The organism is Pseudoalteromonas espejiana DSM 9414 (genome assembly GCF_002221525.1).
In the GTDB taxonomy this organism is placed as follows: domain Bacteria; phylum Pseudomonadota; class Gammaproteobacteria; order Enterobacterales; family Alteromonadaceae; genus Pseudoalteromonas; species Pseudoalteromonas espejiana.
In genome coordinates, this window is record NZ_CP011028.1 from 2990511 (window position 1) to 3006785 (window position 16275).

Annotated in this window: 20 protein-coding genes; 15 read left to right on the forward strand and 5 right to left on the reverse strand. The window is 40.5% G+C overall.

Annotated features, from left to right (window positions below):
• The first annotated feature begins 137 nt into the window (after positions 1-137).
• The 6 genes from PESP_RS13550 (at position 138) to PESP_RS13575 (ending at position 3889) form a co-directional block, all read left to right on the forward strand.
• Complete coding sequence (locus PESP_RS13550) at positions 138-371, forward strand: EF-hand domain-containing protein (RefSeq protein WP_089348496.1); 234 nt, start codon at positions 138-140, stop codon at positions 369-371.
• Between the two features lie 24 nt (positions 372-395).
• Positions 396-623 (forward strand): hypothetical protein, encoded by a 228-nt coding sequence (locus tag PESP_RS13555; protein WP_089348497.1) that lies wholly within the window; start codon positions 396-398, stop codon positions 621-623.
• Between the two features lie 214 nt (positions 624-837).
• Positions 838-1074, forward strand: a complete 237-nt coding sequence (locus PESP_RS13560) for an EF-hand domain-containing protein (RefSeq protein WP_089348498.1) — start codon at positions 838-840, stop codon at positions 1072-1074.
• An 8-nt stretch (positions 1075-1082) separates the two neighbouring features.
• Entirely contained in the window at positions 1083-1319 is a 237-nt protein-coding gene (locus tag PESP_RS13565; RefSeq protein WP_089348499.1) for an EF-hand domain-containing protein, read from the forward strand.
• 116 nt (positions 1320-1435) lie between these two features.
• Positions 1436-3091, forward strand: coding sequence for an amidohydrolase (locus PESP_RS13570; RefSeq protein ID WP_089348500.1), 1656 nt, complete (start codon positions 1436-1438; stop codon positions 3089-3091).
• Between the two features lie 120 nt (positions 3092-3211).
• Positions 3212-3889, forward strand: a complete 678-nt coding sequence (locus PESP_RS13575) for a FlgO family outer membrane protein (protein ID WP_089348501.1) — start codon at positions 3212-3214, stop codon at positions 3887-3889.
• 51 nt (positions 3890-3940) lie between these two features.
• Here the strand turns inward: PESP_RS13575 and PESP_RS13580 are convergent, their stop codons facing one another.
• The gene (locus tag PESP_RS13580) at positions 3941-4177 is read right to left on the reverse strand and encodes a YgjV family protein (RefSeq protein WP_089348502.1); all 237 of its coding nucleotides are present in this window, start codon (positions 4175-4177) and stop codon (positions 3941-3943) included.
• Between the two features lie 277 nt (positions 4178-4454).
• Here PESP_RS13580 and PESP_RS13585 point away from each other — a divergent pair, with 277 nt between their 5' ends.
• Complete coding sequence (locus PESP_RS13585; RefSeq protein WP_089348503.1) at positions 4455-5111, forward strand: Crp/Fnr family transcriptional regulator; 657 nt, start codon at positions 4455-4457, stop codon at positions 5109-5111.
• A 153-nt stretch (positions 5112-5264) separates the two neighbouring features.
• Here the strand turns inward: PESP_RS13585 and PESP_RS13590 are convergent, their stop codons facing one another.
• Together PESP_RS13590 and pepB are read right to left on the reverse strand one after the other, a co-directional pair.
• Positions 5265-5831, reverse strand: coding sequence for a phosphoribosyltransferase (locus PESP_RS13590; protein WP_089348504.1), 567 nt, complete (start codon positions 5829-5831; stop codon positions 5265-5267).
• A gap of 182 nt (positions 5832-6013) precedes the next feature.
• Positions 6014-7309, reverse strand: a complete 1296-nt coding sequence (gene pepB / locus PESP_RS13595) for an aminopeptidase PepB (RefSeq protein ID WP_089348505.1) — start codon at positions 7307-7309, stop codon at positions 6014-6016.
• 120 nt (positions 7310-7429) lie between these two features.
• Between pepB and sfsA the strand changes: the two genes are divergently transcribed.
• The 8 genes from sfsA (at position 7430) to PESP_RS13635 (ending at position 13810) form a co-directional block, all read left to right on the forward strand.
• Positions 7430-8155 carry a DNA/RNA nuclease SfsA gene (gene sfsA / locus PESP_RS13600; protein ID WP_089348506.1) on the forward strand — a complete coding sequence of 242 codons (726 nt, stop codon included), beginning with the start codon at positions 7430-7432 and terminating at the stop codon, positions 8153-8155.
• Positions 8156-8406: 251 nt separating this feature from the next.
• Entirely contained in the window at positions 8407-8850 is a 444-nt protein-coding gene (dksA, locus tag PESP_RS13605) for an RNA polymerase-binding protein DksA (RefSeq protein ID WP_089348507.1), read from the forward strand.
• 17 nt (positions 8851-8867) lie between these two features.
• Positions 8868-9812, forward strand: a complete 945-nt coding sequence (gene gluQRS, locus PESP_RS13610) for a tRNA glutamyl-Q(34) synthetase GluQRS (protein ID WP_089348508.1) — start codon at positions 8868-8870, stop codon at positions 9810-9812.
• Positions 9813-10030: 218 nt separating this feature from the next.
• The gene (pcnB, locus tag PESP_RS13615) at positions 10031-11380 is read left to right on the forward strand and encodes a polynucleotide adenylyltransferase PcnB (protein ID WP_089348509.1); all 1350 of its coding nucleotides are present in this window, start codon (positions 10031-10033) and stop codon (positions 11378-11380) included.
• A gap of 4 nt (positions 11381-11384) precedes the next feature.
• Entirely contained in the window at positions 11385-11870 is a 486-nt protein-coding gene (gene folK, locus PESP_RS13620) for a 2-amino-4-hydroxy-6-hydroxymethyldihydropteridine diphosphokinase (protein WP_089348510.1), read from the forward strand.
• Positions 11871-11900: 30 nt separating this feature from the next.
• A complete protein-coding gene (gene panB, locus PESP_RS13625; protein WP_089348511.1) occupies positions 11901-12695 on the forward strand; it encodes a 3-methyl-2-oxobutanoate hydroxymethyltransferase in 795 nt (264 codons plus the stop codon).
• Positions 12695-13543, forward strand: coding sequence for a pantoate--beta-alanine ligase (gene panC, locus PESP_RS13630; RefSeq protein WP_089348512.1), 849 nt, complete (start codon positions 12695-12697; stop codon positions 13541-13543). Before panB ends, panC begins: the two co-directional genes overlap by 1 nt.
• Positions 13544-13573: 30 nt before the next feature.
• Complete coding sequence (locus tag PESP_RS13635; RefSeq protein WP_089348513.1) at positions 13574-13810, forward strand: hypothetical protein; 237 nt, start codon at positions 13574-13576, stop codon at positions 13808-13810.
• 67 nt (positions 13811-13877) lie between these two features.
• Here the strand turns inward: PESP_RS13635 and PESP_RS13640 are convergent, their stop codons facing one another.
• A complete protein-coding gene (locus PESP_RS13640) occupies positions 13878-14843 on the reverse strand; it encodes a PstS family phosphate ABC transporter substrate-binding protein (RefSeq protein ID WP_089348514.1) in 966 nt (321 codons plus the stop codon).
• Between the two features lie 114 nt (positions 14844-14957).
• The gene (gene phoR / locus PESP_RS13645) at positions 14958-16265 is read right to left on the reverse strand and encodes a phosphate regulon sensor histidine kinase PhoR (protein ID WP_089348515.1); all 1308 of its coding nucleotides are present in this window, start codon (positions 16263-16265) and stop codon (positions 14958-14960) included.
• Between the last annotated feature and the right edge of the window lie 10 nt (positions 16266-16275).

Consider the following 16275-nt stretch of genomic DNA (forward strand, 5'->3'; position numbering starts at 1 on the left):
GCAAAATTAACACAAAACTAAGTAAATATTTCCTACACCAGCCACTTAAAAACCATAACCCATTGAAAATTAACACCTAAAATTTATGGCACTATTTTTGTAATACCCAGTGCAACTTTAATCAATAAGGAAATTAAATGAACAACCGCTTTTTAGTAATTTTACCTTTGCTTGCCTTTGGATTTATGGGCACCGATGCAATAGCTATGGACGTTCAAGCTACATTTAATGAGCTAGATAAAGACAGTAACGGCACACTTAGCGAATCAGAAGCGGGTGAAGACGCTGTACTACACGAAAATTTTTCACAAATAGACACTAACCAAGATGGTCAGTTGTCGCTAAGTGAATTCAAAAAGTTTATTCAGTAAATTCATTCAATAAGGAACATAATTATGAAACAACTTATCGCTGCATTTTCTTTGATGTTTTTAGCCATTAGTGCCACTGCTTTAGCATCGTCAGTAAACATACGCTTTGCACATTTAGACAAAAATATGGACGGCGCTGTGTCGCTTGCAGAAGCAAAGCAAGACAAAGAAGTCATGAGACAATTTGCCGACTTAGACGAAAACGAAGATAAAGAAATCTCAAAAGAAGAGTTTCAAAACTTTAAACCGTAGTTGACCTTAATTCTGATCAATACAAGATAGGTTTATTATCTAGGCATCAGATGAATTAAGTTTTACTTAAGCTTTTAACAAGTAAGGTAGTCACTAAAGCATTTGCCATAATCCCTGAGGGAATGTGTAAACGGATTTAATGTTGGGAAGTTAAATTATGGCAAGTGCTTTATTTTATAAATGCTTAAGCACAGTATTATTTGGAAGGAAAACCATGAAGCGTGTTTTTTTTAGTGTTATCGCCTTTGTTATGATTAGTTTTAATGCTGCTGCACTTGATGTGAAACAGCGCTTTGATCATCTCGATGCCAATAAAAGCGGCTATTTAACTCAAGACGAGTTAGAGCCACAACCTCAGCTACTCAGCACTTTTATGCGTTGGGACAAAGATCAAGACAAGCAAATTTCACTTATTGAATTTAAAAATTATTTAACCAATAACCTCTACTGAGTATTAGTATGAAAACCTTAAGCTATTTAGCGCTTGTTGCGCTTAGCCTTTTTAGCACCTTAAGCCTCGCACAAAGTACAGAAATTGCAGACAAATTTAAAAAATTCGACCGCAATAATGATGGTTTTTTAACACGCTCCGAAACCGCTGTAGACCCCGCTCTTTGGTCACGTTTTTCTAGTTATGATAAAGACAAAGACGGCCAGCTCACATTAACTGAGTACGGTATTTACGCCAGTAAGTAATTATTTTACAAAGCTTAAAGCCTAAGATAGGTTTTAAGCTATTTACCTCAACATATTGGTATTCTAAAATTGAGTTTGCTAGTGTTATTTTACTAACAATAAAAAATAACCTACTTATGCAACTCAAAAAACTATGTAAACCTTTCATACTTGCTAGCTTGTTAATAAGCAGCACTGTTATAGCGCAAACCCAAGTTATTTATAATGCCAATGGCTACACACCTTTGTACCAAGGTGATGTTCAGTCGTTTTCTACTTTGGTAATTAAAAATGGCAAAGTGGTTAAAGTTGGCGATGATTCACTTAAAGACTCCTTCCCTAATGCTAAATTAATTGATGCAAAAGGTAACACGTTACTGCCAGGACTTATTGATGCACACGGCCATGTTATTGGCCTTGGCGATAACTTATCGCAACTTGATGTACGCGGTGCTAAGTCGGTTGACGAAATAACCACAAAATTAAAAAGCTTTGCTGAAAATAAACAGGGCTGGATTTTAGGCCGAGGTTGGAACCAAGAGCTGTGGAGCGATACGCGTTTTCCAACCGCTAAAGACTTAGATAAAGTAGTTGATGATCGTCCAGTGGTACTGTCTCGCGTTGATAGCCATGCTATTTGGGTTAATAGCAAAGCGTTAAAACTGGCAGGCATAACCAGCGCAACCAAAGCGCCTGAAGGCGGCGAAATTATCAAAGACGAATTTGGTAACCCAACCGGTATTTTTATTGATAAAGCAGAGTCGTTGATTACTCAGCATATGAGCGCCCCTACCAAACAAGCAATTAGCGACTCGTTAGATGCGGCAGGCCAACATTTACTTAGCTTAGGGATCACCTCTACGCACGATGCAGGAATAGATAAAACAACCTGGCAAGTTTATAAAGAGCGTAGTGAACAAGGTAATTTACCACTGAGAATTGTTGGGATGTTAAGCGCAGCAAGCCCTGATTTAACCGAAATGCTTAAAGCTGGGCGCTACCAAGATGCCAGCTCGTTTATGTCTATACGCAGTGTAAAAGTATATGCCGATGGCGCTCTTGGCTCCCGTGGAGCTGCTTTAATTGAAGATTACGCCGATAGAAAAAACCATCACGGGCTCATGCTAGAAACTCAAGCAAAATTGGAGGAATTATTTACCTTAAGCTTTAAGCATGGGTTTAGCGCCAATACGCATGCCATTGGGGACAAAGCCAATAAAGTGGTACTTGATGCGTATAAAAATGTATTTAAGCAAACTGGCGGCATATTATTGCGTAACCGAATTGAACATGCGCAAATTGTCACCCCTGAAGATATTCCGCGTTTTAAAACGCTTAAAATAATTCCATCTATGCAACCTGTACACGCTACATCAGATATGCACATGGCAGAGCAGCGCTTGAGCGATGACCAGTTACAAGGTGCTTATGCATGGCAAACGTTTTTAAAGCAAGGCTCTGTGATTGCAGCAGGCTCTGATTACCCTGTAGAGCTTGCCAACCCGTTTGATGGCTTATATTCAGCCATTACACGTATGGATCATAATATGCTGCCAGAGAACGGCTGGCGCGCAAGTGAAGTACTAAGCAGAGAGCAAGCATTAAGAGCCTTTACCCTCGGTGGCGCTTATGCAGCCCATCAAGAATTTAAAATAGGCAGTTTAGAGCACGGCAAATGGGCCGACTTTATTTTAATAGATAAAGACTACTTTAAAGCACCTTTAGATGAGATTTATAAAACAAACGTTTTACAAACTTGGATAGCTGGTGAATTACGTTATAAAAAAGAATAGGTTACTAAATAAGCATTATTCACAATAAATGAATTTATTATGAATATTTACTAAAGTAATTAAAAAGTATGTCGATAAATGGAGGATTTTAAAAAACCTCTTATGTTTCAGGAAGAAAACATGTTATCCAAAAAAATATCTCTTACTTTATCGACTCTTTTTACTTTATCACTTTCAGCATGTTCTACTCACCCGGTTTATAATGGTCACGCTCCCCATAATAATATTGGTCATCATAACGCTCATAGCCGCTATTCAGACATTCACCAACCTCGTGTAAATAACTGGCAATTTCCTGAAAATAACTACCGCCCAATTAACAGCAGTAAGTTATTAAGTAATTATACCGAGCAATTAGCAATGAAGCTGATTGAAAATATGAATTACATAAATAGTGGGACGCCTATTGCAATTACTTCGTTCGTGAACTTAGACGACAATTTACAAACCACAAATATATTTGGTAATCACCTAGCTGAAAGCTTTATTACTGAAATGCAGGAGTTTGGGTTGTCTGTGGTTGATTACAAGCACACAGGCGCAGTGCATGTAACCCCTTTAGGTGATTTCTCATTTAGCCGTAATGGTAAAGAGATCAAAGGTTACCCACATATCGAATACACTTTAACAGGCACTTTAACTTACACTAATCGCGGTGTAATTGTTAACGCTCGAATTATTGGTGCGAAGTCTAAAGTGGTGGTTTCATCTGCTAAAGGATTTATCCCAAGTTTTGTGGTTGAGTCACTGCACCCAACTCGCAGAACTGATGGGATTGTATTAGACGCGATTCAGTAAAACTAAAAAAGGGTTAACTTGTGTTAACCCTTTTTTGTACCAGCGAGTAGCTTAGCTTTTTGCCTGTTCTACTTTTGGCTGGCGATATAATTTTATAAGGTGGTAAATATTTACCAAGGCTAGTAAGCCATTAGTAAAGGCCACTGGCACAGCCTCTATTGCCACGCCATAGGCCGTGAATACAATACAACCAAACATATTGTACCAACGAAGCTTTACCACATCGGTCATTGTTAACGATGCAACCAATAAAGCTGATGCAATATAACCTAAATATTCCCAACTCAATTGTTCTCTCCTACCCTTTAGGTTAGCATTACGCTAATGCTAACTTGTGGCACTTGTAAGTGTTGCAAAGTATAAAATAAAAAAACTAACTTGCTTAAAAAACCTTAAAAAGTATATTGGTTGTAGCCAATAGCTTCCTAAATCATTACACGGGAAATGAAGGTATTACGTACATAGCAAAGCTAAATACAATAGCAAGTTAGCGTAAATTCTTAGAGCCTTAATAATATCGTCATTAAGGTGTAATAAATAGGACAATTGTCCGAAGAGCATATTGATGTTTCAATACCATTTTTCGAGTTACCTTGTTGAACAATTACTCACATTTGCGGGTAGTAGTTATCAGCAATCAAAAAAAGAAGTGTTGATCCACCAGGATCAACCACTTAGTAAACTTGTGCTAGTTCGCAGCGGTACTATTTCGTTTAGTTATGATGTAGGCAACGGGCGCCGCCTATTATTAGGGCAGCTAGACTGCAACAACACATTAATTGGCGAAATAGAAGCACTTAACAATAACCCCTGTATTTACACTGTTACCTGTTTTAGCGATGTAACTTACAACTTAATAGAGCTGCGCCATTGGCGTGCACTATTACTTGAAAAGCCAGAGCTTAGCTTATATACAGCACAAACTATTGCGGCTAAATTTCAAGAAAATCAAAAAATTAATCTTGATAAATTGCTACTGCCTTTAAGCTACAACATAGCTAAAGATTGCTTATTAAGGGCCGAGAATAACAACCCTACGTTACTTCGTGCATACCCTACTGTGAATGCAGAAGCAGAGCGCTTTGCCACCACAGAGCGTGCGTATCGTCGTGTGGTAACTGAACTGGTTGAAAAAGGCTTAGTGCAGCGCAGCTCTCATGGTCTAAAAGCGGTTGATACGGCAAGTTTAAGTGAATATGTTGATAGCTTTGCACAGCTTTAAAGGAGCTAAAAACAGACACAAAAAAAAGGCCGTTATGGCCTTTTTTAGTTTGTAAGGTTTTTCATTCCAATACGCTATTAAGCTAGCTAAATTAGGGGATTAACGCATTTGGTTACTCGCCTTTAATAAGCCACATAATTATGCGAACGGATATTACTTTTCTAGTAGAATATCTTGGATATTAACTAAATCAGATTTACCTTCAATAATTTCATCCGGCGTTAAACCCGATAATTCATGCGGGAATACTAACCACTCTTCAGACTCATGGATAAAGTAATCTGGCACCATCTCTACTTTAGAGTTTTTAGGCTTGTAATACGGACACGCCACGCGAATATCACGTGGTAAATTTAAGCGCATAAGCTCAGAAAGCTTTTCTTTAAGCGCAAAAATACTGCGGCCAGAATCAAACACGTCATCAACAATAAGTAATGAATCGCCTGCATTGGCGTTTTCTACAATGTAGTGCAAACCGTGTACTTTAATCTCTTTTGACTGCTTACCAATGCCGTAATAAGACGAAGTACGAACCGCAATATGGTCGGTTTCAATACCTTTGTAGTCGTAATATTCTTGCACAGCAATACCGATTGGTGCACCACCTCGCCAAATACCAATAATAAAGTCTGGACGAAAGCCATCTTTATAAACTTGTGCCGCTACGCGGAATGAATCTTCAAGTAGCTGTTGAGCTGTGATGTAGCACTTATCTGACATAGTTTAGAACCCCAGTGGTGAGTATAACATTTGAGTGTAGGCTCTTTAGCCAATAATTAAACACCCAAACAGGTATTGGCGAAGGATTTTACCGTAAATAAAAAAAAATTGCTTGTCTGCAAATAGCAAAATAGGCACCAAATGGTGCCTATTTTATGTATTAAACGCTTAGTTACGTACTATTAAGCTTTTTCTAACAATGTACGTGCAACGGTTCGCATACCTTGCGTTGTTGCGCCAGCAGCCCATTGACTCGTGCTACCCATGTTAAATGCCGCGGCTAAATCTATGTGTACCCAACCCTTACCATCGTTAGGTACAAAGCGAGATAAAAAGCCAGCCGCATTTGATGCGCCACCGTAACCACCGCCTTTTTGAGCACGGCTGTTAGCTGTGTCAGCGTAGGGTGATGGGCAGTTTTGTTGGTGCCATTTTTCAAGTGGTAACGGCCATGCAGCTTCCATTTCTTGAGAGGCAAAGTCTTCTACTTCGCGGGCAAGTTCTTTATCCAGTGCAAATAAAGCATTGTACTCTTGGCCAACCGCAACAAGAGCAGCGCCAGTTAGGGTTGCAGCATCAATAATAAGTGGTGCGCCAGTTTCACCTGCAGCCATTAGGCCATCGGCAAGCACTAAACGCCCTTCAGCATCGGTGTTTACAATCTCTACTGTCGTGCCATTTTTGTACGTTAAAATGTCACCTAATTTGTAGGCATGACCCGAAATTAAGTTTTCCGCACAGCATAAGAACAACTTAATGCGTTTTTCAATACCGCGGTTAATAGCTAATGCTAAGCCTGCAGTTACCGTTGCTGCACCCCCCATATCGCACTTCATTCCTAGCATACCTTCGCTAGATTTGATTGAGTAACCGCCAGAGTCAAAAGTAATACCTTTACCTACAAGTGCTGCACTCACTGGCGCGTTTTCATCGCCTGTTGGGTTGTAGTCAAGCTCAAGTAATACAGGTGGGCGCTCTGAGCCACGGCCAACCGCGTGAATACCAATCCACTGCTGCTCTAATAAGGCATCACCTTTAATTATTTGGTAACTTACGTGCTCAGGCGCTAATGATTGAATAAATTCAGCGGCTTTTTCAGCAAGGCTCTCTGGGTAAATGTCATCGGCTGTGCCGTTAACCATTTCGCGAGCCCAAGTAGCTGACGCTTTTAAATGCGCAAGCTCTTTAATATCTGACTGTGCATTATCAACAAACTCAACACCGTTTAACGATTTAGGTGTTACAAAGCCTTGATAAAAAGCCCATTGGCTTTCAGTGCACCATGTATCGCCAGCAAGCTCTACGCTTTTTACGCCTTGGCTAGCAATAGTACGTGCCGCTTTTTGAACATTTTTTAATGTTTCTTGCTCAGATAAATGAACCGTTGCGCCTTGCTCGTTAAAAGACAACGTGGCGTTTTCGCCCCAATGACTCGGTGCTGCTTGCTCGCTTAGTTGAACAACAAATTTTTCACTCATGTTAGAATACCCTTGCACTTAAATGTGCCAACGAGTTTACTATAGTGCGCACAAGTTCCCAACAGCTTGAGATAAATAACATAAACCAACGCGCCAGCTGCGTTTAGTATTGGAATTTAGATGAAATACACCCCCGCCTTACAACCAGCCACATTGTTAAAACGTTACAAACGCTTTTTAGCCGACTTACAGCTCAGTGATGGAAAAGAGTTTACTGCGCACTGCGCCAACACAGGTAAAATGACCGGCTGCGCAGAGCCAGGATTTACTGCTTTTTACTCAACCAGTAATAACGCTAAACGTAAGTATCCACATTCGTTAGAACTTACCCAAAATGACTTATCGCAGCTTATTTGTGTAAATACAGCCGTTGCTAATAAAGTAATAGAAGAAGCCATACATAATAATGTGATTACTGAGCTTAGCGGCTATGAGCAACTTCAAAGTGAAGTAAAATATGGTAGCGAAAACAGCCGTATCGACTTTTTACTAAGTAATACTGATAAACCCGATTGTTATGTAGAGGTAAAGTCGGTCACATTACTAAGTCAAAGTGAACCTGCAAGCGGCCAAGGATATTTTCCGGATGCGCAAACGCTGCGCGGGCAAAAACATATTCGCGAACTAATAGAAATGATCGAACAAGGCCATCGAGCAGTATTACTGTTCGCTGTTTTGCATGAGGGCATTAACAGTGTAAGCGCCGCCACGCATATAGACAAAAAATACAGTGAGCTTTTAAGCATCGCAATTACTAAAGGTGTTGAGGTATATGCGTACAAAGCGAGTATTTCGGCAGATGAAGTCGTTATTGATAAGCAAATAACATTTATCGAAAATCCATAAAATGCATCTGTTAAATTTAAAATGAAAAATTAACTTGTTTTTAAACTTTTTGCCCATATAAATAGGCAAGTTTAAATACCGAAATAACGATTAATAAAGCATCAAATTAAAAATATGGGCCTTTTTAGTCAAAACACATGGTTGAAGCTAATTCGATTAATTAAAAAATAAATTTGCCTAGGGTATGAGATTCTGCTATTTATACCGCCGGCTAATGCTGAGGCATTAAATTAAGGATTTAGGAGAGAGTTATGCCAGACCAAAAAAGACATGGTTTATTGGCTCAGGCCGGTATAGAGCCATACCAAGAAAAGCCGGGCGAAGAGTACATGAATGAAGCACAACGTGCTCATTTTAAAGCGATTTTAGAAGCGTGGCGTAACGACTTACGTAACGAAGTAGACCGTACAAAGTCTCACATGCAAGACGAAGCTGCTAACTTTCCTGATCCCGTTGACCGCGCTGCACAAGAAGAAGAGTTCTCTTTAGAGCTTCGTACTCGTGACCGCGAACGTAAACTGATCAAAAAAATTGAAAAAACAATCAATTTAATTAAAGAAGACGAATTTGGTTTTTGTGAGTCATGCGGAATCGAAATTGGTATACGTCGCTTAGAAGCACGTCCTACTGCCGATTTATGCGTAGACTGTAAAACTCTTGCAGAAATTAAAGAAAAGCAAGCTGGACGCGGTTAATTAAAAATTAGTTAACTATGTCTCCTACAGCCGTTACCACGCCAAAGCGTGACTATCGCGGTCGATTTGCACCGTCTCCTTCTGGGCCACTTCATTTTGGCTCACTTGTGGCGGCTGTGGGCAGCTACCTTGATGCTAAAGTTAATCAGGGTAAATGGTTAGTGCGCATTGAAGACATTGACACCACGCGGGTAGTCAAAAATGCCGATACCGATATTCTAAATACCTTACAAGCCTATGGTCTCTACTGGGACGAATCAGTTGTTTACCAAACCCAGCGTTTAAGCCTTTATCAAGACGTAGTTACCTCGCTAATAGATGAAGCGTTAGTGTATGGCTGTCGTTGCTCTCGAAAACAAATTAAAGCGATTGGTGGAATATATCAAGGCCATTGTAAAACCCTTAATTTGCCTACTGAGCAAGGCGCGCTTCGCCTCAGCCAGAAGTACCCCACTACGCATTTTAGTGATTTAATTCAGGGCGATATCACGGTAAACAGTGCATTAGCTTATGAAGATTACATTATAAAACGCAGTGATGGATTATTTGCCTATCAACTTGTTGTGGTTATTGACGACATTGAGCAAGGCATTAACCGTGTTGTACGCGGCGCTGATTTAATAGAGCCCACGGCGCGGCAAATTAGCTTGTTTAAACAACTTAATAAGCCCACACCAGAGTACGCGCATTTACCACTGGCCGTTGCAGAGCCGGGCTTTAAGCTATCTAAGCAAAATTATGCGCCCGCAATTAGCATAAGCAACCCAAAGCCTGCGCTTATTGATGCCTTTGCCTTTTTAAATTTACCTGTGCATGCGCAATTACACGACTTAACTATTGAGCAATTAATAGCATGGGCTATTAACGAATTTAGCTTAACCAAGGTACCACGCATACCTGAAATTCAAATTTCTCAGGAGCAACATCTAAACAGCACTAAATTTATCCATTTAAGTAAATAAAAAACGCTAAAAACAGCTTAAATTCAGTCCATCAACTTAATTTTTATACCGCGCTGGTATATGATAGCCGCCTAAATATAGGCTATTTACAATAAACACAAAGCACCGCACTATAATAGCTAACTTACTGTGCTTTATGATTGCGATGACCAGCCAATCATCATTTCTGTAGGAGACAGATTATTATTTCCAAGCTTTTTCAATTTTGCAGGCAAATAATCGGCCCAAATGCCGATACGCAAAGCACTCAAACAAGTGATGAACCGGTTGTAATTACACGCGGTGAACATGGCATTTCACGCAAACAATTTAGCCCAAATGCAATCAAAGTACTTTACCGTTTAAAAGACGGTGGCTACGACGCGTACCTAGTAGGTGGTTGTATTCGCGATATATTGTTAGGCCAGCAACCAAAAGATTTTGACGTTGTAACCAACGCAACGCCTGAGCAAGTTAAAAAGCTATTTAGAAACTGTCGCCTAATTGGTCGCCGCTTTCGTTTAGCGCACATTGTTTTTGGCCGCGAAATAATTGAAGTGGCAACAATGCGTGGGCACCATGAAGCGCAAGAAGATAAAAACCAAATTAGCCAATCAAGTGAGCAAGGCCAATTATTGCGCGACAACGTATTTGGCAGCATTGAAGAAGACGCAGAGCGTCGTGATTTTTCAATTAACGCCTTGTACTACTCAATTAACGACTTTTGTATTTACGACTACGCCAACGGTTTAGCAGCAATACAAGCAAAGCAAATTGAGTTAATTGGCGACCCAGAAACACGTTACCGCGAAGACCCTGTACGTATGTTACGTGCAGTGCGTTTTGCAACAAAGCTTGATATGAGCATAGCGCCAAAAAGTGAAAAGCCAATTACCGCGCTTGCCAGCTTACTTGATAATATTCCGCCTGCACGTTTATTTGAAGAAGTACTTAAGCTGTTTTTAAACGGCAAAGCAGAAGCAAACTATTTAATGCTTCGTCAATACGGTTTATTCAAATCGTTATTCCCTGAGCTTGATAAAATTTTAGATAAAAACCCAGACGGCTTAGAAGCTGAATTTATTCAGCAGATGTTTCAAAATACCGATAAGCGCATAAATGCTGATAAAAAAGTAACACCTGCTTTTATATTTGCCGCCTTACTGTGGTTCCCGCTGCTTGAACGTGCAGATAAAATTAAACAACAAGAGCAACTTTCTTACTTTGATGCATTTGCGCAAGCCATGAACAAAGTGTTAAGTGAAAACGCTCAGCATATAGCTGTACCTAAGCGCTTTACGCTCGGTGCACGCGATATTTGGCATATACAGCAACGTTTAGATAAACGTGCTGGTCAGCGCGCTTACAGGCTTACCCAGCAACCTCGATTTAAAGCCGCTTATGACTTTTTATTATTGCGTGTTGATGCGGGCGAGCAACAACATATTGAGCTTGCTCAGTGGTGGACCCAGTACTTAAGCCAAGATATAAACGGCCAAAAAGAAATGGTTAAAACACTTGGTCATCAAGGTGGGCCTAAACCGCGCAAGCGCCCTCGCCGTCGAACGACTAAAAAGCCAGCTGAGTAATTGCATGCAGTGTGTATATTTGGGTTTAGGTGCCAATCTAAACTCACCTAAAGAGCAGCTTGATAACGCAGTTACTGCGCTTAAAAAGCTGCCCAATTGTGAATTTACAAGTGTGTCGCATTATTACGCCAGTAAACCTATGGGCCCACAAGATCAGCCCGACTACGTTAATGCGGTAGCCTGTATTAAAACATCACTTGAGCCAGAGCAATTGCTTGATTTAACACAAGCGATTGAACTTGAGCATGGCCGCGTAAGAAAGGCACAGCGCTGGGGGCCACGCACGCTCGATATTGATACTTTACTTTTTGGCCAGCAAATTATTAATACGGCACGTTTAACTGTGCCCCATTACGGCCTAAGTGAGCGAGAGTTTGTAGTTTATCCGTTGCTAGAACTTGCCCCAGAACTTATTTTACCAAGCGGCATTGCTTTAAAAACCATTGCGCAAAATTTACCGCTCAACGACTTACAACAATTACCTCTGTAATTAACCAAGGCTTATGCCTGCGAGGATATTATGTCTAAAATAACCGTTTCTACTTTAAATAAAATGAAAGCAGAAAATAACAAAATCACTGCATTAACCGCCTACGATGCGAGTTTTGCTAAGTTATTTCACGATAACGGTGTGGAGGTTATTTTGGTTGGCGATTCATTAGGCATGGTGCTTCAAGGAGGAGACGACACCCTTGGCGTAACCAATCAAGATATTGCCTATCATACACGCTGTGTACGAGGTGGTAGCCGTGAGCTATTTGTTATTGCCGACATGTCATTTATGACCTACTCAAATGTGAGTGATACCTGTAAAAATGCCGCAGAGCTAATGCGCGCTGGCGCCAATATGGTTAAGCTTGAAGGCGGTGAATGGCTGCACGAAAGCATAAAAAGCATAACGCAACAAGGTATTCCTGTGTGCGGGCACTTAGGGTTAACGCCACAATCAGTGCATGTATTTGGCGGCTTTAAAATTCAAGGCCGCGAAGAAGAAAAAGCACAAAAAATGATTGAAGACGCTAAATCGCTTGAAGATGCCGGCGCACAATTATTAGTACTTGAGTGTATTCCAAGTGCACTTGCTAAACGCATTACCGATGCTGTTAACATTCCTACTATTGGTATTGGTGCTGGTAATGTAACCGACGGTCAAATTTTGGTAATGCACGACCTTGTTGGTATTTCAGCAGGGTACATTCCTAAATTTTCTAAAAACTTTTTACTGGAAACTGGCAACATGCCAGATGCGGTTAAAAAGTATTGTACAGACGTTAAAAGTGGCGCATTTCCAAGTGCCGAACATGAGTTTAAATAATGCAGTCAATTACTGAAATCAAATCGTTACGTAGTCAAATTAAAGCATGGCGCCAAGCGGGTTTAAGCGTGGCATTAGTGCCTACTATGGGCAACTTACACCGTGGTCATTTTTCGCTTGTAGAAAAGGCAAAAACAATGGCCGATAAGGTTGTTGTTAGTATTTTTGTAAACCCTATGCAATTTGGCGCTAACGAAGATTTAGATAACTATCCACGTACACTTAACGCAGACAAACAAGGCTTAGCCGAACTAGACACCGACATTGTATTTACGCCAAGCGTAGACACTATTTACCCTAATGGCTTAGGTGAGCAGAGCTTTGTTGATGTACCTGGTGTTTCAATGGGTTATTGCGGTGGCACGCGCCCTGGCCATTTTAAAGGGGTTGCGACCGTTGTTACTAAGTTATTTAATTTAGTACAGCCAGATTACGCCTGCTTTGGTGAAAAAGACTTTCAGCAGCTGCAAGTTATTAAAACCATGGTACGTGACTTATCAATTCCGGTTGAAGTAGTTGGTGTACCGACCATGCGTGAAGTATCGGGCCTGGCTATGAGTTCGCGTAATGGGTATTTATCAGCTGATCAAAAAGCAACAGCCACAGCGCTATTTACCACGCTAAATGCATGCGCTGAGCAGTTAAAAGCAGGTAATACTGATTATAAAGCGCTTCAACAAAGTGCTAAACAAAGCTTAGAACAGGCAGGCCTTAAACCTGACTATTTTGAGATAGCTCAACGAGATACATTAAAAGCTGCTACACTTGATGATACACAATTTGTTATTTTAGCCGCGGCCTATTTAGGCAGTGTTAGATTAATAGACAACTTACAAGTTGTAATTTAATACTCGCGCAGCTCACTTTTAAGGATAAGCATGCAAACAATTATTAAATCGAGTGTAATCGCCCTTTCATTTTCATTGTTAGCTGCTTGCCAAAACCAAGTGCAAAACCCTGAATTAAACCAATGTGCACAGCAAAACTATCAATGCGAAAGCACCTGTGAGCAGCAATCTATTGCCCAAGGCTTAAAGCAGCAAGTATGCTCTGCTAAATGTGTAGAAAGTTACAATCAGTGTAAAGCTCAAGCCGAAAAATTAGGTAGCTTATAATTTAACTTTAAATTTTAAGCACAAAAAAACCGCTCATTGAGCGGTTTTTTTATTGCTTGGGTTTAAATTATAAACCAAGCTTTTTAAGTTCAACTTCTACTAACTTAGCAGATAGTGGTACGTAACCGTCTTTTTCAACGATTTTTTGACCGTCTTTAGAAAGTACCATTTTTAAGAACTGAGCTTCAATTGGTGCAAGCGGCTTGTTAGGGTGCTTGTTCACGTACACGTATAAGAAACGAGACAGCGGGTACTTACCTTGTGCAACATTTTCTAAAGTAGCATCAACATAGTTAGTGCCTTTTTTAGATAGTGGCACAGTACGTACGCCTGATGTTTTATAACCAATACCTGAGTAACCAATCGCGTTTAATGAAGAAGAGATTGACTGTACAACAGACGCCGAACCTGGTTGCTCATTTACGTTGTTACGGAAATCACCTTTACATAGTGCTTTCTTTTTAAAGTAACCGTAAGTACCTGATACAGAGTTACGTCCGTATAATTGAATGTCTTTAGCAGCCCAATCACCCGTTAAGCCAATGTCGCTCCAGCGGTTAACTTGATCTGATGCGCCACACTTACGAGTAGAAGAAAAAACCGCATCTACTTGGTCAATACGTAAACCTTCAATTGGGTTATCTTTGTGAACAAATACCGCTAGTGCATCAATTGCTACACGTACTTCAGTTGGCTTATAACCGTAACGTTTTTCAAACGCTTCGATTTCTTTTGATTTCATTTTACGGCTCATAGGTCCCATATTTGAGGTACCTTCGGTAAGTGCCGGTGGAGCAGTAGACGAACCTGCAGCCTGAATTTGAATGTTCACATTTGGGTAAATACGTTTGTACTCTTCAGCCCAAAAAGTCATCATGTTGGCTAACGTATCAGAACCTACAGATGAAAAGTTACCTGAAACACCGTTAATTTTTTGATATTCAGGAATTGCATCATCAAGTGCAACAGCCTGCGCAGATACTAAAGTTGTAACAGCCACACCCATTGCGGCAACTAAATTTTTAAATTTCATGCGGGTTCTCCGATTTGTTCGTCCCATTTCCTAACTGCCGTCTACTCTAAAGTGAGTACATGACAGTTAGATTACTCTTAAATGACACTTTTATGACTTAGCTTTTATTTGCGATTATTTAGCTAAACTAACTAGCTTATCCTTTGAAAAATCGAAAGAAAAACTCGAGCCTTTGCCTAATTCACTACTAATATTTAATTGGCTATCATGGCGTGTAAGCACATGTTTGGTTATTGCTAACCCTAAACCTGAGCCACCCGTGGTACGGCTTCTGGCTTTATCTACCCGATAAAATCGCTCGGTTAAACGGTTTATATGCTCCGGTGCAATACCGTCGCCATTATCTTCAACACTAAAATGTGCTTCATCTTCTTTACGCTGCCAGTTCACTATTATTTTTCCACCGGCTTTAGTGTAATGAATCGCATTAAATACTAAATTAGAAAACGCGCTACGTAGCTCATCTTCTGAGCCTTTTATATCAAGCTCATTGTCTATATTAAAAATGAGTTCATGGCCTTTATCTTGATTAATAGAGTGAGCCTCGGTTTTTATATAATTAAGCATTTGCGGTACATTTATCGCTTTGTCGTTATCTTGCTTACGAGCGCCTTCAATACGAGAAAGTGATAACAGCTGATTTACTAAGCTGTCCATGCGCTTACATTGTTCAAGCATAGTATTTTGCGCTTTGTTCCACATTGCAGGCGGCGGCATCATGTCGCCATCCATCATCTCAAGATAACCTGTTACCACAGTAAGCGGCGTTCGTAGCTCATGCGATACATTGGCAACAAAGTCTTTGCGCATTTGCTCAAGCTGCTTTAAGCGTGTTACATCACGTACAACCACCATAAGCTGGGTACTGGCATAAGGCATTACCCTAAATTCAAGCACTTGGTCGACTATGTTGCCGTTATCAAGCTCTAAAGGGTCTTCAAACTCCCCTCGATGCATATATTTAGCAAACTTAGGTTCGCGGATTAAATTATCAAGGCGTTGCCCGTGATCAGTAGGCCATTGTAGCCCGAGTACCTTCAGGGCAAGTTGATTACACCATACAATGCTCAAGTCATTTTGCAGTACCACAACAGCATCGGGTACTGCCTCTGCGCCATCACGAAATCGGCGTATTAAATCGGCTAACTCGTTACGCTTTTTTCGATTACGGTGTTGTAAATGGTATATGCCTTCAAATACTTGTTCCCACGCGCCCTCGCCTTCTGGCGGATTAAAGCTGCGCTGATTTAAAAGCCAATCACTTAAGCGATATAGTTGATGGTAATGCCATACGAGGAGAGAAGTTGTGCCTAAAAATAAAAGCAAAAATGGTGCACCAACAAGTACACCAATTAACAATAAGGGCAAAAAATAGATAAACAGGCGCTTTGCTAACGCCTGCTTGTTAACAACTCGATACATACACTCACTT